Annotated in this window: 17 protein-coding genes and 1 pseudogene; 16 read left to right on the top strand and 2 right to left on the bottom strand. The window is 72.3% G+C overall.

From position 1 onward, the window contains the following. The 3 genes and pseudogenes from D455_RS29360 to D455_RS0105710 all read left to right on the top strand — a co-directional run. A pseudogene (locus D455_RS29360) lies at positions 1–246 on the top strand (LLM class F420-dependent oxidoreductase); the annotation flags it as partial. A 58-nt stretch (positions 247–304) separates the two neighbouring features. Next, positions 305–475, top strand: a complete 171-nt coding sequence (locus D455_RS34430; RefSeq protein WP_017569798.1) for a hypothetical protein — start codon at positions 305–307, stop codon at positions 473–475. Positions 476–897: 422 nt separating this feature from the next. Next, a complete protein-coding gene (locus D455_RS0105710) occupies positions 898–2142 on the top strand; it encodes a cellulase family glycosylhydrolase (RefSeq protein ID WP_241480178.1) in 1245 nt (414 codons plus the stop codon). Positions 2143–2224: 82 nt separating this feature from the next. Here D455_RS0105710 and D455_RS0105705 read toward each other — a convergent pair whose 3' ends face one another. Further along, positions 2225–4720 carry an ATP-dependent Clp protease ATP-binding subunit gene (locus D455_RS0105705; protein WP_017569796.1) on the bottom strand — a complete coding sequence of 832 codons (2496 nt, stop codon included), beginning with the start codon at positions 4718–4720 and terminating at the stop codon, positions 2225–2227. Between the two features lie 466 nt (positions 4721–5186). On the opposite strand from D455_RS0105705, the gene D455_RS0105700 reads away from it, so the two are divergent. The 13 genes from D455_RS0105700 (at position 5187) to D455_RS0105640 (ending at position 19153) form a co-directional block, all read left to right on the top strand. Beyond that, positions 5187–6503: a bifunctional o-acetylhomoserine/o-acetylserine sulfhydrylase gene (locus tag D455_RS0105700; RefSeq protein WP_017569795.1), complete on the top strand. Its 1317-nt coding sequence runs from the start codon at positions 5187–5189 to the stop codon at positions 6501–6503. Then, positions 6500–7636, top strand: a complete 1137-nt coding sequence (metX, locus tag D455_RS0105695; protein ID WP_017569794.1) for a homoserine O-acetyltransferase MetX — start codon at positions 6500–6502, stop codon at positions 7634–7636. The genes D455_RS0105700 and metX overlap by 4 nt, the downstream gene beginning before the upstream one ends. Positions 7637–8012: 376 nt before the next feature. Continuing rightward, positions 8013–9011 carry a substrate-binding domain-containing protein gene (locus tag D455_RS0105690; RefSeq protein WP_040684501.1) on the top strand — a complete coding sequence of 333 codons (999 nt, stop codon included), beginning with the start codon at positions 8013–8015 and terminating at the stop codon, positions 9009–9011. 50 nt (positions 9012–9061) lie between these two features. Beyond that, positions 9062–10576, top strand: a complete 1515-nt coding sequence (locus tag D455_RS0105685) for a sugar ABC transporter ATP-binding protein (protein WP_017569792.1) — start codon at positions 9062–9064, stop codon at positions 10574–10576. Positions 10577–10590: 14 nt separating this feature from the next. After that, positions 10591–11601 carry an ABC transporter permease gene (locus D455_RS0105680; protein WP_017569791.1) on the top strand — a complete coding sequence of 337 codons (1011 nt, stop codon included), beginning with the start codon at positions 10591–10593 and terminating at the stop codon, positions 11599–11601. A gap of 94 nt (positions 11602–11695) precedes the next feature. Further along, a complete protein-coding gene (locus tag D455_RS0105675; RefSeq protein WP_017569790.1) occupies positions 11696–12787 on the top strand; it encodes a zinc-dependent alcohol dehydrogenase family protein in 1092 nt (363 codons plus the stop codon). Beyond that, positions 12784–13998 (top strand): hypothetical protein, encoded by a 1215-nt coding sequence (locus tag D455_RS29355; protein ID WP_017569789.1) that lies wholly within the window; start codon positions 12784–12786, stop codon positions 13996–13998. The genes D455_RS0105675 and D455_RS29355 overlap by 4 nt, the downstream gene beginning before the upstream one ends. A gap of 59 nt (positions 13999–14057) precedes the next feature. Beyond that, positions 14058–14813, top strand: coding sequence for an SDR family NAD(P)-dependent oxidoreductase (locus tag D455_RS0105665; RefSeq protein WP_017569788.1), 756 nt, complete (start codon positions 14058–14060; stop codon positions 14811–14813). 25 nt (positions 14814–14838) lie between these two features. Further along, positions 14839–15567 (top strand): FadR/GntR family transcriptional regulator, encoded by a 729-nt coding sequence (locus D455_RS0105660; RefSeq protein ID WP_017569787.1) that lies wholly within the window; start codon positions 14839–14841, stop codon positions 15565–15567. Continuing rightward, complete coding sequence (gene dgoD / locus D455_RS0105655) at positions 15567–16712, top strand: galactonate dehydratase (protein ID WP_017569786.1); 1146 nt, start codon at positions 15567–15569, stop codon at positions 16710–16712. The genes D455_RS0105660 and dgoD overlap by 1 nt, the downstream gene beginning before the upstream one ends. A 14-nt stretch (positions 16713–16726) precedes the next feature. Further along, on the top strand, positions 16727–17587 hold the full coding sequence (locus D455_RS0105650; RefSeq protein WP_017569785.1) for an SMP-30/gluconolactonase/LRE family protein: 861 nt from the start codon (positions 16727–16729) through the stop codon (positions 17585–17587). Continuing rightward, complete coding sequence (locus tag D455_RS0105645; RefSeq protein WP_017569784.1) at positions 17584–18564, top strand: sugar kinase; 981 nt, start codon at positions 17584–17586, stop codon at positions 18562–18564. Before D455_RS0105650 ends, D455_RS0105645 begins: the two co-directional genes overlap by 4 nt. Next, positions 18557–19153: a bifunctional 4-hydroxy-2-oxoglutarate aldolase/2-dehydro-3-deoxy-phosphogluconate aldolase gene (locus tag D455_RS0105640; protein ID WP_017569783.1), complete on the top strand. Its 597-nt coding sequence runs from the start codon at positions 18557–18559 to the stop codon at positions 19151–19153. Before D455_RS0105645 ends, D455_RS0105640 begins: the two co-directional genes overlap by 8 nt. A gap of 18 nt (positions 19154–19171) precedes the next feature. Here D455_RS0105640 and D455_RS0105635 read toward each other — a convergent pair whose 3' ends face one another. Beyond that, positions 19172–20143 carry an aldo/keto reductase gene (locus D455_RS0105635; RefSeq protein WP_040684497.1) on the bottom strand — a complete coding sequence of 324 codons (972 nt, stop codon included), beginning with the start codon at positions 20141–20143 and terminating at the stop codon, positions 19172–19174. Positions 20144–20536: the final 393 nt, after the last annotated feature.

The following is a 20536-nucleotide window of genomic DNA, read 5'->3' as shown; positions in this document are numbered from 1 at the left end:
GAGGCGCCCCAGCTGCTCCCGCTGCCGCGCCACTTCGAACAGCTCACCGACAGCCTGGTCACTGAGGACATGGTGGCCGGGGAGATCACCTGCGGGCCCGATCCGGAGGCGCACGTGGCGGCGATCCGTCCCTACCTGGAGGCCGGTGCGGACGAGGTCTACGTCTGCCAGGTGGGTGACGACCAGGACGGCTTCTTCGCGTTCTACGCGGACGAGGTCCTGCCCCGACTGCGGGCCGGGACCTGAACCGGCGCGGCGCGCGGGCGGCCGTACCCGCGCGCCGCCGCCCAGTGAGGAGGTACGGATGAACACCCGCACCCGTGACGGGACCCTGCGAGAACCGGACCCGATGCCGCCGGATCCCTTCCCCCCGACACCGATGCCCGAGCCCCCGCCCGAACCGGAACCGCAGCCGCCCGGCCCGGGTCCGCTCCCCGAACCGCCGGGGCCCGAACCCGAGCCCGAGCCCGCCTGAGGCAGCCCCGCATGAGACGCCCCGCCTGACCCCGGGGCGGAAAGGGCCCGTGGGACGCGCGGGTCACCACGGCGCGCCCCGCGGACTCCCCGTGTTCCGCAGCCTCTCCAAGAGCACCGCTCCGGAGGGTCCCGTCGAGCTCCGTCTCCGGGGTGCCCGCCCGGTCGTCCGAGGCCGGAGCGGCCCTCCGAACAGGTCCCCGGCGGGGAGGCGCACGCGTGCCGGACGAGCCCCTCCCCGAAACCGCGTGCGGGAACGCGCATCCGTTCCGTCAGGGGGGCTTGTCCCTGGGTGACGATCAGCCTAGGTTGCACGGGAAAGTCTCCTTCCGGTTCGGGTCTGCCGTCACGGTCGGACCGAACCGCCACCCGTGAGGAAGAATCCTGGTGCGACCCCCCACCCGCGTCCGACGACGCCTCGCCCTGACCGGCGCCGCGCTCGCCAGCACGCTCCTGTTCACCCCCGCCGTCCTCACCGCCGCGCAGGGACCGGCCGAGGCCTCCCCCGCTCCGACCGGTGCCGCCGCTGCCGCCGTCACCCCCGTGGAGGCCCACGGCCAGCTGAGCGTCTGCGGGACCAAGCTCTGCGACGAGAGCGGCGAGACCGTCCAGCTCACCGGCATGAGCTCCCACGGTCTCCAGTGGTACGGCGACTGCCTCACCGACGGCTCCCTGGACGCGCTCGCCCACGACTGGGGCGCCGACGTCATGCGCGTGTCCATGTACGTCCAGGAGGGCGGCTACGAGACCGACCCGCGCGGCTTCACCGACCGGGTCCACGAGCTCATCGAGGAGGGCACCGAGCGCGGCATGTACGTCATCGTCGACTGGCACATGCTCACGCCCGGCGATCCGCGCCACAACCTCGACATGGCGCGTACCTTCTTCTCCGAGATCGCCGCCGTCCACGCCGACAAGGACAACGTCCTCTACGAGATCGCCAACGAGCCCAACGGGGTCTCCTGGGACGTGATCCGCGGTTACGCCGAGGAGATGATCCCGGTCATCCGCGCCGAGGACCCCGGGGCCGTCGTCCTCGTCGGGACCCGCGGCTGGTCCTCCCTGGGTCTGTCGGAGGACTCCGACCACACCGAGATCGTCGAGGACCCGGTCGACGCCGACAACGTCATGTACGTCTTCCACTTCTACGCGGCCTCGCACGACGACTTCCACCGGGAGGGCCTGCGGGCCGCGGCGCGGGAGCTGCCGCTGTTCGTCACCGAGTTCGGCACCCAGGAGTACACCGGCGACGGTCCCAACGACTTCGCCTCCGCCCAGGCCTACCTGGACCTCATGGCCGAGGAGCGGATCAGTTGGGTGAACTGGAACTTCTCCGACGACTTCCGTTCCGGCGCGGTGTTCGAGCCCGGCACCTGCGAGGCCGGCGGCCCCTGGACCGGTACGGAGTCCCTCAAGCCCGCGGGGGAGTGGATCCGCGAGCGCGTCCGCGAGAGCGGGGACGTCCCGCCCACGGATCCGACCGACCCGACGGACCCCACGGACCCCGGCGAGTGCGCGGCCCCGGCCTGGTCCTCGGACACGGTGTACACGGCCGGGGACCGGGTCGGCCACGGCGGGCGCCTGTACCAGGCCCAGTGGTGGACCCGGGGAGAGGAGCCCGGCACCACGGGCGAGTGGGGCGTCTGGAGGGACGTCGGGGCCTGCTGACCGGTACCTCCGACCGGCACCGCCGAACGACCGTGGGGGCGGCCGACCGGCCCGCCCCCACCGTCGGGATCCGTCCGGCTGACTACGACGGCACCGTGGAGATCCGCAGTTCGCCCTCCTCGTCCACGTCCACCAGCACGTGGTCGCCCTCCATGATCTGCTGGTCCAGCACCATGCGCGAGAGCTTGTTGCCGACGTTGCGCTGGATGGTGCGCGCCAGCGGCCGGGCGCCGTAGGCGGGCTGGTAGCCGCGCTCGGACAGCCACCCCACCGCCTCGTCGGTGAACCGCACGGTGATGCCCTGCGCCTTCAACCGCTCCTCGGTGCGCTCCAGCAGGAGCCGGGTGATCCGGCCCAGCTGCTCCTCGCCCAGCTGCTTGAAGACGATGACCTCGTCGATGCGGTTGATGAACTCGGGGCGGAACTCCTCGCGCAGCCGCCGCATCACCCGCTGCTCGGTGTCGGGGTCCATCTGGCCGTCACTGGTGAAGCCCATCGGGGCGCCGCCGGTGATCGCCTCCGACCCCAGGTTGCTGGTCATGATGACCACCGTGTTGCGAAAGTCCACCGTCCGGCCCTGGCCGTCGGTCAGCCGCCCGTCGTCCAGCAGCTGCAACAGCAGGTTGAACACGTCCGGGTGGGCCTTCTCGACCTCGTCCAGCAGCAGCACCGAGTACGGGTGGCGGCGCACCGCCTCGGTGAGCTGTCCCGCCTCCTCGTACCCCACGAACCCCGGGGGAGCGCCGGTCAGGCGGCTGGCCGTGTGCCGCTCCTGGAACTCGCTCATGTCGATGCGGACCATGGAGTCCTCGGACCCGAACAGGGCCTCGGCCAGCGCGCGCGCCAGTTCCGTCTTGCCCACGCCGGTCGGGCCCAGGAACAGGAAGCTGCCCACCGGCCGGTCGGGGTCGCCCAGACCGGCCCTCGACCGGCGGATCGCCTCCGAGACCGCCGTGACCGCCTCGTCCTGGCCGATCACCCGCTCGTGCAGCACCTTCTCCAGGTTGACCAGCCGGTCGCGCTCCTCCTGGGTGAGCTGGGAGACGGGGATGCCGGTGCTGCGGGAGACCACCTCGGCGATGTCGGCGCCGGTCACCTCGGGGACGGCCGAGCCGGTCCCGCGCGCCTGGTGGATCGACCCCTTGGCGGAGGAGATCTCGTCGCGCAGCGCCGAGGCGCGCTCGTAGTCCTCCTCCTGGACCGCCTTCTCCTTCTCCCGTTCCAGGTTCCTCAGCCTGCCCTCCATCTCGCGCAGCGCGGAGCTGGAGGTCTTCAGGCGCAGGCGCACCCGGGCGCCCGCCTGGTCGACGAGGTCGATGGCCTTGTCCGGCAGGAACCGGTCGGTGACGTAGCGGTCCGACAGTTCGGCCGCCGAGACCAGGCTCTCGTCGCTGAACCGGACCTGGTGGTGGGCCTCGTAGCGGTCGCGCAGCCCGCGCAGGATCTCGATGGTGTCCTCCACCGACGGCTCGGGCACCAGGATCGGCTGGAAGCGGCGTTCCAGGGCCGCGTCCTTCTCGATGTTCCGGCGGTACTCGTCCACGGTGGTCGCGCCGATGACGTGCAGTTCGCCGCGGGCCAGCGCGGGCTTGAGCATGTTGCCCGCGTTCGTGGAGCCCTCGGCGGCACCGGCGCCGACGATGGTGTGGATCTCGTCGATGAAGACGAGCAGCTGGTCGGACTGGGCGCGGATCTCGTCCACGATCGCGTTCAGGCGCTCCTCGAAGTCGCCCCGGTAGCGCGTGCCCGCCACGACCCCGGCCAGGTCGAGCTGGACGAGGCGGCGTCCGCGCAGGATCTCGGGGACGTCGTCGTCGAAGATGCGCTGGGCGATGCCCTCCACGATCGCGGTCTTGCCCACGCCGGGGTCGCCGATGAGGACCGGGTTGTTCTTGCGGCGACGGGCGAGCACCTCGATGCACTGCTCGACCTCGTCGTCGCGTCCCACCACCGGGTCCAGACGGCCCTCCCGGGCGAGCGCGGTCATGTCGGTGCCGTACTCGTCCAGGGTCGGGGTGTCGGACTGCTCGGCCTCACCGCCCTGCGCGGCGGCGGAGGCGGTGGTCCCGGCCGCCTTCTGCAACGACTGCGGGGTGATCCCCGAGCTGTGCAGGAGCTGGCCCACGGCGCTGTCGCTGTTGACCGCCAGGGCGAAGAGCAGGTGCTCGGGCGTGATGCTGGAGCTGCCCGTGGCACGCGCGATCTGGAGCGCGTCGAGGAGGGCGCGTTTGGCCGCGGGGGTGAGCCGCGCCGACCCGCTCACCGTCCTCGGGGTCTGGGACACAGCCTGGTCGATCACGTCGATGATCTGCTGGGGGTCGGAGCCGGTGCGCTGTACCAGTTCCCGTGTGGGCGGGTGACGCAGCAGCGACCACAGCAGGTGGACCGTGTCGACGTCGGCGCCGCCGCTCTCCAGGGCGCGCCGCACGGCGGAGTCGGCCACCTGCTGGGCCTCGGAGCTCATCAGCTTGGACAGGTCCACGCGGCGAACCGGCCCCCGGGCTCCGAGGAAGCGCGCCAGGAACTCGTCGAAGGACCCCGGGTCGCTGCCGCGGTCGTCGGGAAAGTCGTGTGTCATCTGGTCTCGTCCCCCGTGCGTCCGGTAGTGGCTTGTTCACTCTAGGTGAGAGTCCGTGGATTGTTCGGTAGCTGACACCNCGGCGGCCCGCCGCTTCCGTCCGCACATCGCCGGGCGCCCCGTCGGGAGCCCGGGCCAGGGGCCCGCGCCGGGGCGGGCCCCTGACCCGGCCAGCTACCCGGGCCGGCGCGCGGATAACACCCGACTGCGGGCGCGGGGCGGTGGTGGGAGGGATCACGGCGGCCTGGTGCCCTGAGGGTGTCCATAATGTGAGAAACGCTGGTCGCCTGGTGAAACAGGATGTTAGCCTCATCCCATGACCGCGCTTCCTCGACGCCCCCGCGTCGCCCGAGTCCGTGTGACCGGGCGCGCTGCGTAGCCTCCGGCTCCGGCGGCGGAAGCCAGGGTTCTCCCGTCAGAGCCCGTTCATGCTCCATCGGCCTGAAACACAGACAGAGGTTGTGTCATGACCACGGACGACGCCGCCGAGAAGGCCTGGTCCTTCGAGACCCAGCAGATCCACGCCGGGGCCCAGCCGGATCCGGCGACCAACGCCCGGGCCACGCCCATCTACCAGACGACCTCCTACGTCTTCCGGGACACCCAGCACGGCGCCGACCTGTTCAGCCTCGCGGAGCCGGGCAACATCTACACGCGCATCATGAACCCGACGCAGGACGTCCTGGAGCAGCGTCTCGCCGCCCTGGAGGGAGGCGTCGCCGCGGTCGCCTTCGCGTCCGGGTCGGCCGCCATCACGGCCGCCGTGCTCAACCTCGTCGGCGCGGGCGGTCACGCCGTCGTCAGCCCGCTGCTCTACGGTGGCACCTACAACCTGTTCCGCTACACGCTGCCCAAACTCGGTGTCGAGGTCAGCTTCGTCGAGGACCAGAACGACCCCGAGGCCTGGCGTGCGGCCACCCGCCCCGAGACCGGGTTCTACTTCGCCGAGGCGCTCGCCAACCCCGGCGGCAACGTCCTGGACGTGCGCGCCGTCGCCGACGCCGCGCACGCCGAGGGCGTTCCGCTCATCGTCGACAACACCGTGCCCACCCCCTACCTGCTGCGGCCCATCGAGCACGGCGCCGACATCGTCGTGCACTCGGCCACCAAGTACCTCGGCGGCCACGGCACCACCGTGGCCGGTGTGGTCGTGGACGCGGGCACCTTCGACTTCGGCGCCCACGGCGACCGCTTCCCCGGCTTCGTCGAGCCCGACCCCAGCTACCACGGCCTCAAGTACTGGGAGGCGCTCGGCCCGGGCGCCTACGCCGCCAAGCTCCGCGTCCAGGTCCTCCGCGACACCGGCGCGGCCATCGCCCCGCTCAACAGCTTCCTCATCCTCCAGGGCATCGAGACGCTGTCCCTGCGCATGGAGCGCCACGTCGCCAACTCCCAGGCCCTCGCCGAGTGGCTGGAATCGCGTGACGAGGTCGAGAAGGTCTACTACGCGGGCCTGGCCTCCAGCCCCTTCAGCGAGCAGGCGCGCACCTACCTGCCCAAGGGCGCGGGCGCGGTGGTCTCCTTCGACCTGCGCGGCGGGGTCGAGGCCGGACGGGCCTTCGTGGACGGCACCGAGCTGTTCAGCCAGCTGGTCAACATCGGCGACGTGCGCAGCCTCATCGTCCACCCGGCCAGCACCACGCACAGCCAGATGACCCCCGAGGCGCAGGCCGGCGCGGGTGTCACGCCGGGGCTGATCCGCCTGGCCGTGGGCCTGGAGCACCCGGACGACCTCAAGGCCGACCTCGAACTGGGCTTCCAGGCGGCGAAGGCGCACCGGTGACCGAGGATCCCAGCCGTCCCGTCGCCGGTGGGTGGCGGGACGGCGACCCCGTCGGCGAACGGCGCTGGGCGGAGTGGGCGGCGCCCCTGGAACTGGACTCGGGGGAGTCGCTGCCCGGCGTGCGCATCGCCTACCAGACCTGGGGTCGGCTCAACACGCGGAGAACGAACGCGGTGCTGGTGCTGCACGCGCTCACCGGCGACTCCCACGTCACCGGCGCCGTCGGTCCCGGCCACCCCAGCCCGGGCTGGTGGGAGGGCCTGGTGGGTCCGGGGCTGCCCCTGGACACCGACCGCCTCCTCGTGGTGGCGCCCAACGTCCTGGGCGGCTGCCAGGGCAGCACCGGCCCCTCCTCGACCGCCGAGGACGGCAGGCCCTGGGGCAGCCGGTTCCCGAGGATCACCATCCGCGACACGGTGCGCGCCGAGGAGGTGCTCGCCGACACCCTGGGCATTGACTCCTGGGCGGCGGTGATCGGCGGGTCCATGGGCGGGATGCGCGCCCTGGAGTGGGCCGTCACCTTCCCCGACCGGGTCCGCCGGGCCCTGGTCCTGGCCTGCCCCGCGGCCACCACCGCGTGGCAGATCGCGTGGACCTCGCCCCAGCTGCACGCCATCCGCTCCGACCCCGACTGGCTCGGCGGTGACTACCACGGCACCGGACGGTCACCGACCGCCGGACTGGGGGTGGCGCGGCGGATCGCGCACATCACCTACCGGGGCACGCGGGAGTTCGACGACCGGTTCGGGCGCGACCCCCAGGTCGGAGAGGTCCCTGCCCTGGGCGGCCGTTTCGCGGTGGAGTCCTACCTCGACCACCACGCGGGGAAGCTGGCCCGCCGGTTCGACCCGGCCAGCTACGTGCTGCTGACCGAGGCGATGAACGGCCACGACGTGGGCAGGGGGCGGGGCGGTGTGGCCGACGCCCTGCGCCGGATGCCCGAGCGGACCCTGGTGGCGGGGGTGAGCAGCGACCACCTGTATCCGCTCGAACAGCAGGAGGAGATCGCCCGCCACCTGCCGGTGCCCGCGTCGGCGCGGGTGATCACCTCACCCCACGGCCACGACGGGTTCCTCGTCCAGGTCGACCAGGTGGCGGCGTTGGTCAAGGAGCTGCTGACGGACGCCGGATGAGCGGGACGGGCGTGCTGGCCCAGCCCTGCCGCCCGTCCCGCCCCGCCCCGTGAACCGCGGGGTCCGACCGTCCGTCCATCGCGCTCCCCCTCCTCCCGGCCGCGTTCCCTCCTTCCTCCGGTCCGCCCCCGGACCCGTGACGACACCCTCTTCCCTCTTCGCGTCCCGGCCGGACTTTCCCCGCGCCCTTCCACGCACCCGCGAACCCCCCTCTCCTCCACGGCCCGCGCCGGGCTTCGCTGTGCCCGCTGCACGGGGAAAAATAATTAATTACTATTTATTCTTGACGTTACCTGGGTCACCTGGCATGCTCTTCTGGAGTTGAGGAAGGCGTCCGCGCAGGTGAGCGCGTTCGCCCTACGTCGAGGAGGTCCCCATGGGCAGACGAACGCCGCGTCCCCCAGGCCGTGTGTTCGCCGCTCTCGCCGTCGCCCTGTGCACCGTGATGCTCGCCGGGTGCGGTGCGAGGCTCGGTGAGGACGGTCGTATCGGTGTCGTCTACATGGACGCGCAGGGCTTCTACGCGGGTGTGCGCGAGGGCATGCAGAACCACGCCGAGGAGTCCGGGCGCGAACTCCAGCTCCTGGAGCTCAACGCCCGCGGTGACGCCTCCGAGGAGAGCACCTTCGTCGACGTCGTCTCCTCGGCCGACGTCGACGCACTGGTCCTGTCACCGGTCTCGGCCACCGCCTCGGTCCCGGCCGTGCGCCTGGCGCACGAGAGTGGGATCCCGGTGGTCTGTTACAACACCTGCATCGAGGACGAGGTCGCCAGGGAGTACGTGACCTCCTACATCCTCGGTGACCCCCACGAGTTCGGCCGCCTGCTCGGCGAAGCCGCCGCGGACCACTTCGCGTCCGAGGGCGTGGAGGACCCCGACATCGCCGTCATCAACTGCGAGTTCGTCGAGGTCTGCGTCCAGCGGCGCGAGGGGTTCGAGGAGGCCCTCCTCGGACGCCTGCCCGGAGCCGAGATCGTCGCCAACCAGGAGGGCGCCACCATCGACGAGGCCGTCAACGTGGGCGAGCGGCTCCTCACAGCCCACCCCGACCTGGACGCCTTCTACGGCGAGGCCGGCGGCGCCACCATGGGCGCGGTCCGCGCCGTGGGCAACCGGAGCCTGGCCGGGGAGGTCGTCGTCTTCGGTAGCGACATGTCCACGGACGCGGCCCGCGCGCTGGCCGACCACGACATCCTCAAGGCCAACGTCGACATCTCCGGCAGGGCGGTCGGCCGCCTGGCGGGGGAGACGGTCGAGCGCGTCATCGCGGGCCGGGAGCCCGAGCAGTTCGTCACCGACGCTCCCATCGACCTGTACACGACGCCCGAGGACGGCGCGGCGTGGTTGGAGGAGCACCCCAACGGCATCCCCTGACCGGTGGCCGGAGCCACGCCCCCATCCCTCGTCCCACCTGTGGAGCACCCATGAGTGACACCTCCGCCGCGGCGGCGCCCGACACCGTCGTCGTGGCCCGCGTCCGCGACGCGTCCAAGAGCTATCCCGGCGTCAGGGCACTGGACCACGCAGACTTCGAGATCCGTGCCGGGGAGGTCCGGGCCCTGCTCGGGCGCAACGGCGCCGGGAAGTCCACCCTGATCCGCCTTCTGTCGGGGGTGGAGGCCCCCGACGAGGGCCGGATCGAGATCGACGGCCAACCGCTCGACCAGGGCGGGATCCGTCAGGCGGCCAGCCTCGGAGTGGGCACCGTGTACCAGGAGCTCAGCCTGGTCCCGGAGCTGTCGGCCGCCGAGAACCTCTACCTCGGTGCCTGGCCCAAGGGGCGCGGGCGCATCGACTACGGCGCCATGAGGGCCGGAGCCGAGGGGGTCTTCGCCGAACTCGGCGTCGACATCGCCCCCGACGTCCCGGTCGGGGAGCTGCCCCTGGCCAAGCAACAGCTGGTGGAGATCGCACGTGCCTTCCGGGCGCGGCCCCTGCTGCTCATCCTCGACGAGCCCACCAGCGCGCTCGCCGCGAGCGAGGCCGAGACCGTCCTGGAGGCCGTCACCCGCGTCGCCTCCCGTGGCGTGGGCGTCATCTACGTCAGCCACCGCCTGGACGAGATCCGCCGCGTCGCCGACAACGTCACCGTCATGCGCGACGGCGCCATCGTGGAGACCGTGCCCGTCCGGGGCGCCACCACCCGCCACATCGTCTCCCTCATGCTCGGACACGCGGAGGAGGAGAAGGCTCCGCCGCGCCGTGCCACCGCCTCCGGCACACCGCTGCTGTCGGTACGGGACCTGACGGTCCCGCCCAAGGTCGACGGCGTCTCCTTCGACCTGTACCCCGGCGAGGTCCTGGGGCTGGGCGGTCTCATGGGCTCCGGGCGCACCGAGCTGCTGCGCGCGCTGTCGGGCTTCGCCCCCTCCCAGGGGGCCATCGAGGTGGACGGAACACCCGTGACACGCCCCTCTCCCCGGACCATGAAGGGCCTGGGCGTGGGCATCACACCCGAGGACCGCAAGGGGGAGGGCGTCGTACCCCTCCTGGGTGTCTCCGAGAACATGGTCATGACCTGGTTCGGAGGCGCCGCCAAGGCCGGGACGGTACTCCCCTCCCGCGTTTCGACCATCGGTCGGGGCCTCATCGACCGGCTGTCGATCAAGGCCGCCAGAACCGACACCCCGATCGTCAACCTCAGCGGCGGCAACCAGCAGAAGGCCGTCATCGGCCGCTGGCTCCACGCGGGAAGCCGCATCCTGCTCCTGGACGAACCCACCCGCGGTGTGGACGTGGAGGCCAAGGCCCAGATCTACGGCATCGTGCGCGAACTGGCGGAGCAGGGCGCGGCGATCCTCTTCGTCTCCAGTGAACTCGAGGAACTGCCGCTCGTGTGCGACCGCGTGCTGACCCTGCGCGGAGGCCGCCTGCAAGGCGAGTTCACCGGCGACGACATCACCCTGGACAACATCATGGCCGCCGCGATGGCGGCGTGAAGGGCGAGGTAGAAATGACCACCACCACCAAGGTCACCGGCGAGGCGGTCACCGCGCGCGGCGACTTCATCGGCCGTTACGGCCACCGCCTCAACGAGATCGGCCTCCTGGCCGCCATCCTGCTCCTCTACGTCGTTCTCGGCCTCTCCGCCTCCGGCTTCCTGAGCCTGGACAACCAGCTCGGGCTCCTGCGCAACGCCGCGACGATCGGCATCGCGGCCTGGGGCGTCACGCTGGTGATCATCGCCGGCGAGATCGACATCAGCATCGGTCCGGCCGTCGCCTTCGCCTCGGTCGTCGTCGCCAAGGGCGCCACCGAGTGGAACCTCGGCGTGGGCGGAGCCATCGTCCTCACCCTGCTCATGGGCGTGCTGTGGGGAGCCCTCGCGGGGTGGCTCAGGGCCAGGTTCAACGTCCCCTCCTTCATCACCACCCTGGGGCTGTGGAGCGTCCTGGGCGGACTGGCGCTGTACATGACCGACGCGCTGCCCGTACCCCTGCCCGAGAACTCCGTCCTCGACGTACTCGGCGGTTCGGTCCTCGGCGTCCCGACCGCCGCGGTGGTCATGCTGGTGCTCTTCGCCGTCTTCGCCTATGTCGCCAGGTACACCGCCTACGGGCGTTCCGTGTACGCCACCGGGGGGAACGCCGCCGCGGCCCAGCTCGCCGGGCTCAACGTGTCCCGGGTACGCGTCCTGCTCTTCGCCACCACCGGCCTGCTCGCAGCCATCACCGGTGTTCTGCTCGCCGCCCGCCTGGGATCGGGTAACGGCGGCGCCGCGGCCGGACTGGAGTTCGACGTGATCGCCGCCGTGGTGATCGGCGGCACCGCGCTGGCGGGAGGACGGGGCTCGCTCGGCGGCACCTTCCTGGGCGTCATCTTCATCACGGTCATCGCCAACGGGCTGGTGCTGCTCGGCGTCAACTCCTTCTTCCAGGACGTGGTGCGCGGCCTCATCATCGTCGGGGCCGTCCTCGTCAACGTGCTCCTCAGCAAGCGCAACACGGCGAACAGGCTCGCCTAGGACGTGCTCCCCGAACCGCGCCGGGCCCTCGGACGGCCGCGGTTCCGGGAGCCCTCCACCCGCACTTTCCAGATCGAACGGGGGAACCCCAGCCATGAACACGACGGTCTCCGACACTCCGCTCCCGGAGGTCATGCGCGGGGTGCGCCTGCCCGGCGACTCGACCGCGGCCCTGGACACCCTGCCCGTGCCCGAACCCGGTCCCGGGCAGGTACTGCTCCGGGTCGGCGCCTCGGGTATCTGCGGCAGCGACATCGGTTTCATCTACCACGAGCACAAGACGCACCGAGGAATCGAGGGCCCCGCCTACCGGGGCGTCGTCGCGGGGCACGAGCCGTCGGGGACGGTCGTACGGACCGGTCCGGGGTGCCGCAGGTTCGGGCCGGGTGACCGGGTCATCGTCTACCACATCGCCGGATGCGGCCTGTGCGACAACTGCCGCCGCGGCTTCATGATCAGCTGCCCCGACCCGGGCCGGGCCGCCTACGGCTGGCAGCGGGACGGAGGCCACGCCGAGTACCTGCTGGCGGAGGAGGCGACCTGCGTGCCCCTGCCCGACGAACTGTCCTTCGTCGACGGCGCCCTCATCGCCTGCGGCTTCGGCACCGCCTACGAGGGGCTGAGGCGTGTCTCGGTCAACGGCGACGGAGACCTGCTCGTCGTCGGCCTGGGCCCGGTGGGTCTGGCCGCCGGCATGATCGGCAGGGGCATGGGCGCGACCCGGGTGATCGGGGTCGAACCCAACGAGCGGCGCCGCGAGTGGGCGGCCACCCTGGACGCCTTCGACGTCCTCGCCTCTCCCGATGAGGCGGCCGACGCGATCGGTCAGGCCACGTCCGGCAGGGGGGCGGCGACGGTGATGGACTGCTCCGGATCACGCGCGGGCCGCTCCCTGGCGCTGGAGAACGCGGCCGAGTGGGGCCGGGTGTCACTGGTCGGCGAGGGAGGAACCCTGGAGACCGAGGTGTCCGACACCCTCCTGCACAAGCAGCTGACCCTCCACGCCTCGTGGGTGACGTCCCTGCCCGCCATGGCGGAGCTGTCGGTGAACCTGGTGCGGTGGGGGTTCTCCCCGGAGAGGGTGGTCTCCGACCGCTTCGACCTCTCCGACGCCGACGCCGCCTACCGGTTGGCCGCGGGCCAGAGCCGGGGCAAGGTGTGCCTGGTGAACGGGGCGGACCGGTGAGCGGCTCCGTCGAGGTGGTGCGTGACGGCTCGGGGGCCCACGAACTGATCGTCCTGGACAACGGCGTGCTGCGGCTGACCGCGGCGCCCTCGCTGGGAGGGCGGATCGTCTCCGTGCGCCACCGTGGCCACGAGCACCTGTACCGCAACCCCCGCCTGCTGGGGGAGGACCTCCAACCGGTGGAAGGCGCCGTGCTCGGACCCGTGGACGGGCCGATGAGCGTGTGGAACAACGTCGGCGGCGACAAGACCTGGCCCGCACCGCAGGGATGGGACGGCCCCGGCGAGTGGGCGGGACCCCCCGACCCGGTGCTGGACTCGGGCCCCTACACAGCCGGGGTCGAGACCGCTCCCGACGGTTCCGCCGTGCTCACCCTGACCAGCGGCGACGATCCCCGCACGGGGCTGAGGCTCATTCGCCGCCTGACCCTGGAACCGGAGAGTGCCGCCTACCAGCTGCTCCTGGAAGCGGTGAACGTCTCCGACACCGTGCGCCGCTGGGCACTGTGGAACGTGACCCAGCTCAGCGGCGAGCCCGGTGACGGGGACGACGCGCGGGGCGTCTACGTGGGAGTGGAGGGCGAGGGGCCGCACACCGTGCCGCTCGTCGAGGGTGACGGCCATCCCCGGGTCGCCCGGCACACGTCCTCCGTGGTGCGGGTGCCCCGACAGGACGTGGTCGGCAAGGTGGGTTTCCCCACGGCGACCGGATGGTTGGCCGACGTGGGCGCCCAGGGCACGCTCACCCAGCGCTTCGCCGTACGGGAGGGGGAGCCGTACCCGGACCGGGGTTCGAGGGCGCAGGTGTGGCTCGAGTACCCGGTGGCCCGGCCGTTGGAGCACCTGGGGGATCTGCGTCCGGTCGACCGGGTGACGGAGTGCGAGGCGTTGGGTCCGCTCACCGAACTCGCGCCGGGCCGGGGAACGGCCCTCGGCGTCGAGTTCGGTTTCGGCTCGGGCACCGGGCCCGTGGTCGAGGTGACCCCCGACGGTTTCTGGAGTGAGCACCCCCGGTGGGGCGCGCGGGAGCCCGGAGGGCGGCGCCTGACCGGTACCTTCACGTCCCTGCGCCCGGGCACGCTGCGCCACGGTGCGTCCGGCCCTGTCATCACGGCCACGCGGCCGGGCACGCCGGCGCGCTTCGACGTCCTCGTCCCCGACCCGGACCCGGGTACCGCTCCCACCGTCGTGTTCGCTCCGGCGCGGTCGTAGCCGACACGGGCACCAGCGTCCCGGGGAGTCCCGGACCATCTACCAGATTACGGAGTGACATGACAGACACCAGGCACGGCGGGGTGACGGCCGTGGTCACCGGCGCGGCCCAGGGCATCGGGGAGGCCACCGCCCGGCGTTTGGCGGTGGAGGGCGCCTCGGTGGTGCTGACCGACCTGTCCCCGCGGGTGGAGGAGGCGGCCGAGCGCATCCGCGCGGACGGCGGACGGGCTCTGGCGGTGCGGGCCGACGTGCGCGACGAGACTTCCTGGGACCGTGTCGTGGAAGCCGCGCGGGCCGGTTTCGGTCCGGTGGGGATCCTCGTCTCCAACGCCTACACCTTCGAGCCGTCACCGGTCCACGAGACCACGCTCGACTCGTGGGAGCGCCAGCTCGCCGTCAACCTCACGGGAGCGTTCCTGGGTGTGCGCGCCTGTCTGGGGGACCTCTCCGCCACCAACGGCAGCGTCGTCGTCACCTCCTCGGTCCACGCCTGGTTCGGTCTCCCGGACCGGCCGGCCTACGCCACCACCAAGGGTGGGCTCACGGCCCTGACCCGCCAGCTGGCCGTCGAGTACGGGCCACGCGTGCGCGTCAACTGCGTACTGCCCGGCCCCGTCCTCACCGCCGCGTGGGAGGGAGTGGGGGAGGAGGAGCGCCGCGACAGCGTGGGACAGACCGCGGCGGGCCGCTTCGGGGACCCGGACGAGGTCGCCTCCGTCATCTCCTTCCTCGCCTCCCGGGAGGCCTCCTACGTCACCGGGGTGAGCCTGCCGGTGGACGGAGGGTGGAGTATCTACAAGGCGTCGTCGTGACGGGGCGCCTGGAACGGAGGAAGTGATGGCGGCCTACTCGGGGCGCGGTGTGCATGGCCAGACGGTGCGGTTGCTGGGGGAGCGCGTGCTCTCCGGCGGGATCGGCGAGGGGGAGACGATCGACCTCGCCGCCCTCAGCGAGGAGCTCGGGTTGAGTCTCACCGCGATCCGCGAGGCGATCAAGGTCCTGGCCGCCAAGGGTCTGGTCGGCTCGCGGCAGAAGAAGGGAACGTTCGTGCGCCCGCGCGGTGACTGGAACCTGCTCGACCCGGACGTGGTCAGATGGCAGATCGCCGCGGGCGCGGGTGAGGTGTTCTTCCGGGAGTTGGCCGAACTCCGCGACGCCCTGGAGCCCGCCGCGGCGTTCCTCGCGGCCCGGCGCCGTACGGACGCCGACGTCGCCGAGCTGCGCGAGGCGCTCGCCGACATCGCCGGTTCCGTCCACGGGCCCGCCGAGGCCGCCGCGAGGGCCGACCTGCGCTGGCACCGTGCCCTGTTGGCCGCCACACGCAACGAGTTGTTCACCCGTACGGACGTCTTCTTCGCCGCGGGGCTCTCCGAACGGGACCGACTGGTGCACGGCAGCAGCCATGAGGATCCGGTGCCCAGCCACAGCGCCGTCACCGACGCCGTCGCCGACGGCGACCCCCCGGCGGCGGAGGCGGCCATGCGCTCCCTGCTGGACCAGGCCAGGGAGGACCTCCTTCGCGTCACCGAGGAAGACGCGGCCGAAGACGATCTGGAGAAGCCGTAGTGAGGATCACCCGTATCGAGACCTTCCTGGTCCCGCCCCGGTGGCTGATGTGCCGGGTGGAGACCGACGACGGGGTCGTCGGCTGGGGCGAGCCGGTGGTGGAGGGACGCGCGGAGACCGTGCGCGCCGCGGTCGACGAACTGTCCGAACTGCTTCTGGGCGAGGATCCCGCGCCCATCGAACACCACTGGCAACGCCTCACCAAGGCCGCGTTCTACCGGGGAGGGCCGGTCCTGTCCAGCGCGGTCGCGGGACTGGACCAGGCGTTGTGGGACATCGCCGGCAAACGGCTGGGCGTCCCCGTCCACCAGCTCCTCGGCGGTCCCGTCCGCGACAGGGTCCGCGTGTACGGCTGGGTCGGCGGTGACGATCCGGTCGAGCTGTCGGAGGCGGTGGCCGCGCGCGTGGACTCCGGACTCACCGCCGTGAAGATGAACGCGTCCGGAGTGATGGGGCGCTCGGCCACCGTGCGCGAGATCGACGGCGTCGTGGAACGGCTGGCCGGTGTGCGCGACGTACTGGGACCGGACCGCGACGTCGCGGTGGACTTCCACGGTCGGTTCAACGCGGCCACGGCCCGCAGGGTCCTGCCTCTGTTGGAGCCGCTGCGCCCCATGTTCGTGGAGGAGCCCCTCCTACCCGAGTACGGGCACCTGCTCGGGGACGTCGTGCGGTGCAGCCCGGTGCCGATCGCCACGGGCGAGCGCCTGTTCGGCCGCACCGACTTCCTTCCCGCGCTCCAGGCCGGGATCGCGGTCGCCCAACCCGACCTCTCCCACGCGGGGGGGATCTCCGAGGTGCGAAGGATCGCCTCCCTCGCCGAGACCTACGACGCCCTCCTCGCCCCGCACTGCCCGTTGGGTCCCGTCGCCCTGGCCGCGAGCCTCCAGGTGGCCTTCGCCACGCCCAACTTCCTCATCCAGGAACAGAGCATCGGTATCCACTACAACCAGGACGCCGAACTGCTCGACTACGTCCTGGACACCAGCGTCTTCGACTTCCCCGACGGCCACATCCGCAGACCCGAGTCCCCCGGCCTGGGCGTGCGGGTGGACGAGGACGCCGTCCGCAGGGCGGACCGGGTGGGCCACCGTTGGAGGCCGCCGGTGTGGAGCCACGAGGACGGATCCTTCGCGGAATGGTAGGAGGAGGGACGCACGTGACACCCGAACCGTGGAACCCGGACCGTTTCGAACTGGGAGAGGGGCTCCGGTGGGAGGGGGCCCACCTGCTCATGGTGGACATCCTCACCGGACGGCTCCTGAGGCTGGACCCCCATGCCCCGGGACAGGCCGAGGTCCTGTGCGCGCTCGACGTGCCCCTGGGAGCGGTGGCGCCTGTCAGGGGCCGACCCGGGACCCACGTCGCGGCGGCGGGAACCGGGGTGGCCCTCCTCTCCGGAGAGGGAGGGCTCGAGTGGCTGGCCAGGCCTGAGGACGGCGCGCCCACACCGATGAGGATGAACGACGGCTGTTGTGACCCGTGGGGGCGGTTCTGGGCCGGATCGATGGCCTACGACGGGACCCCCGGGGCCGGGTCGCTCTACCGCGCCGACCCCGGAGGAGGGGTCACCCGGGTCCTGGAGGGCTACACCGTTCCCAACGGCCCGGCCTTCACCGCGGACGGCACCCGCATGTACCTCGCCGACAGCGCCGCGGGCAGGATCGACGTCTACGAGATGGGCCCCGGGGGAGAACCCGGAGCTCGGACCGTCTTCGCCCGGGTCGAGGGGGGAAATCCGGACGGGATGCAGGTCGACGCGCAAGGACGCCTGTGGGTCGCGGTCTGGGGCGCTGGCCGGGTGCATCGCTACGCCCCCGACGGCGTCCTGGAACGGGTGGTGCGCCTGCCCGCCGTCCAGCCCACGAGTGTGTGCGTCGTCGACGCCCCGACCCCCAGGATGTTCGTCACCTCCGCGACAGTCGGCCTGGACGACGCCGGTCCGTGCGACGGTGCGCTCCTGTCGTTTCCCGTGAGTGTCCCCGCCCCGCCCGCGCACCCCTTCGGAGGGACCCCATGACGCCGCAGGTCACCTGTATCGGTGAGACCATGCTCCTGCTCACACCGGCCGCCGCGACCCCTCTGGACCGGGCGCCGAGCCTGTCCATGGGCGTCGGCGGCGCGGAGTCCAACGTCGCCTGCACCCTGGCCGCCCTCGGACACCGGGCCGCGTGGCTCAGCAGGGTGGGCGACGATCCCTTCGGGAGGCTGCTCACCAGGAGCCTGGAGGAGCGGGGCGTGGACGTGTCCGGTGTGGAGGTCGATCCGGTCCGCCCCACGGCGCTGTTCGCCAAGGACCCCGCACCCTCGGGAAGCACGGTCTACTACTACCGCACGGGGTCGGCGGCCTCGGCTCTCGGCCCCGGCCTCTTCGAGCATCCCCTCGTCCGGGGAGCCGGGATGGTCCACCTGTCGGGGATCACCCCGGCGCTCTCGCCCGGGTGCGACGCGCTCACCGAAGGCCTGTTGGCCGATCCCGGCCTGACGGTGAGCTTCGACGTCAACCACAGGCCGCGTCTGTGGAAACGGGGGGAGGCAGCTCCCCGCCTCCTGGAACTGGCCAGACTCGCCGACATCGTCTTCGTCGGCAGGGACGAGGCCGAGGAGCTCTGGGGCACGCGCACCGCCCGCGACGTTCGGGCGCTCCTGCCGGACGTGAGCCGCCTCGTGGTCAAGGACGCCGAGCACGGGGCCACCGAGTTCCGTGGCGGCTACGACGAGCACGTGCCCGCGCCCCTGGTGGAGGTCGTCGAACCGGTGGGGGCCGGGGACGCCTTCGCGGCCGGATACCTGGCGGGGCACCTGCGCGGACTCGACGGCCGGGGGCGCCTGCGCCTGGGGCACCTGTGTGCCGGGCGTACCCTCCGCGTGGTCGGAGACCTCGCGGACCCTCCCCCGGCACGGAGCCTGGGGGGTCTCCTGGCGGTGCCCGGGGACCGGTGGATCGATCACGCGTCAGCGGCCGTCGCCGCGGTAGGAGGAGTCGGACATGAGTGACCAGGGTCTGGACGGACTGTTCGGGGACCAGCGCGTGCTGGCGATCCTGCGCGGTATGCCCGTGGACACCACGGTCGAGCTGGCCACGCGCGCGTGGGACCTGGGCGTCACCGCCGTCGAGGTCCCGGCCCGCGACCCGGACGGGCTGGAGGCCCTGCGGGCGACCGCCAGGGCCGGAGCCGATCGCGGACACCCCGTCGGCGCGGGCACCGTGATCTCCCCGGGGCAGGTCCGCGCCGTGGCCGCGGCCGGCGCGGCCTTCACCGTCGCGCCGGGTTTCGACGCCGAGGTCATGGCCGCCTCGGAGGCCGCGGGGATGCCCCACCTACCCGGCGTGGCGACTCCGACCGACGTCCAGGGCGTCGTGAGGGCGGGTGGGCACTGGGTGAAGGCGTTCCCCGCGACGTCGCTCGGCACGGCGTGGTTCCGCGCGCTGCGCGGGCCCTTCCCCGAGCTGAGGGTCGTGGCCACCGGCGGCATGGACGCCCACAACGCACGTGAGTACCTGGGCGCGGGGGCGCGGATGGTCGCGGTCGGCACGGCCCTGGCCGACCCCGAGCAGATTCCGCTCCTCGCCGGACTCGTCTGAACGCGGTCGGAGAGGGGCTCAGGAGGTCTCGGAGGGTTCCGGGTCGGTGGACCGGGTGAGCAGGGCCGCGGACTCCTCGTCCAGCCGCAGGTGGTTGACCGGCAGCAGGTCGGCGAGCTGCTCGGGGTCGCGGGCGCTGGCGAGCACCGAGACCACGGACGGGCGGTCCACCAGCCACGACAGCGCGACGGCGGCCTGGGAGACCCCGTCGCGGTCGGCGACCGCGTCCAGGGCGTCGAGCACCCGCCTGCCGCGCGGGGCGTCCAGGTAGGCGCGGGCCTTCCCGGCGCGCGGGCTGTCGACCTCGGCGGAACCGGGACGGTACTTGCCGGTGAGGAAGCCGCGGGCCAGGCCGAAGTAGGGCAGCAGCGCCAGGCCGCGTTCGCGCGCCAGCGGCACCAGGTCGTCCTCGATCCCGCGCTCGACCAGGTTGTACAGGGGCTGCACGCAGACCGGGGCGTGCAGGCCGCGCTCCTCGCAGACGTCCAGCCACGCGCGGATGCGGCCGGGGCTGTGGTTGGACAGTCCGACGTGGCGCACCACGCCCTCCTCGACGAGCTGGGAGAAGGCCTCGGCGCTCTCGGCCAGCGGGGTGTCGGGGTCGTCGAAGTGCGCGTAGTACAGGTCGATGGTCTCCCCGCCCAGCCGTTCCAGGGAGGCCTTGGCGGCGGCCCGGACGTTGGACGCCGACAGGCCGCGGAAGTCGGGGTGCTGGCTGACCTTCGTGGCGATCACCATGTCGGAGGGGCGTCCGCGCGAGGCGAGCCAACGACCGATGACCGTCTCGGACTCGCCGCCCTGATTGCCCTCGACCCAGGCGGAGTAGGAGTCGGCGGTGTCGACGAAGTTCCCGCCCGCCGCCGTGTAGGCGTCCAGGATCCGGAAGGAGGTGTGCTCGTCCGCGGTCCATCCGAAGACGTTCCCGCCCAGGCACAGGGGGGACACACGCAGGGAGGTACTCCCCAGCTGGCGAAGCCGTACGTCGTTCATGCTCACCATGTTCTGTCGGGTGGTGGATGCGGTCGACAGGCTAGGCCAGCGGGACGCGGGGAACCACTGTATCTCCGGGGGTGTCACGTACCCACGGCGGCGGAGGGCGCCCGGGCCGGTGGCCGTTGGCGCCACGGTGTGCCGACGCGAGGCGTCCGGCGGGGGAGGTCCCGGCGTGGGGACGTGGGGCATGGAGGACCCTCCGGGGCCGGTGCGGGCGTCGCCGTCCGCACCGGCCCCGAAGGCCCTTCCCGCGTGCCAGTCAGGGCCGGTGACACCGGGCTCCATGGTCAGTGCGTCTAGACGCCGTGGGCGGAGCGGCGGGCCTCGGCGTACCGCTCTCGCACGTGCGGCGTGTTCACGGGGTCGGCGGAGGCCTCCGGCTCACCGATG

The organism is Nocardiopsis halotolerans DSM 44410, from assembly GCF_000341065.1.
Classification (GTDB): Bacteria; Actinomycetota; Actinomycetes; order Streptosporangiales; family Streptosporangiaceae; genus Nocardiopsis; species Nocardiopsis halotolerans.
The sequence above is the reverse complement of the archived record's forward strand: the minus strand, read 5'-3'. Positions and strand labels throughout refer to the sequence as shown.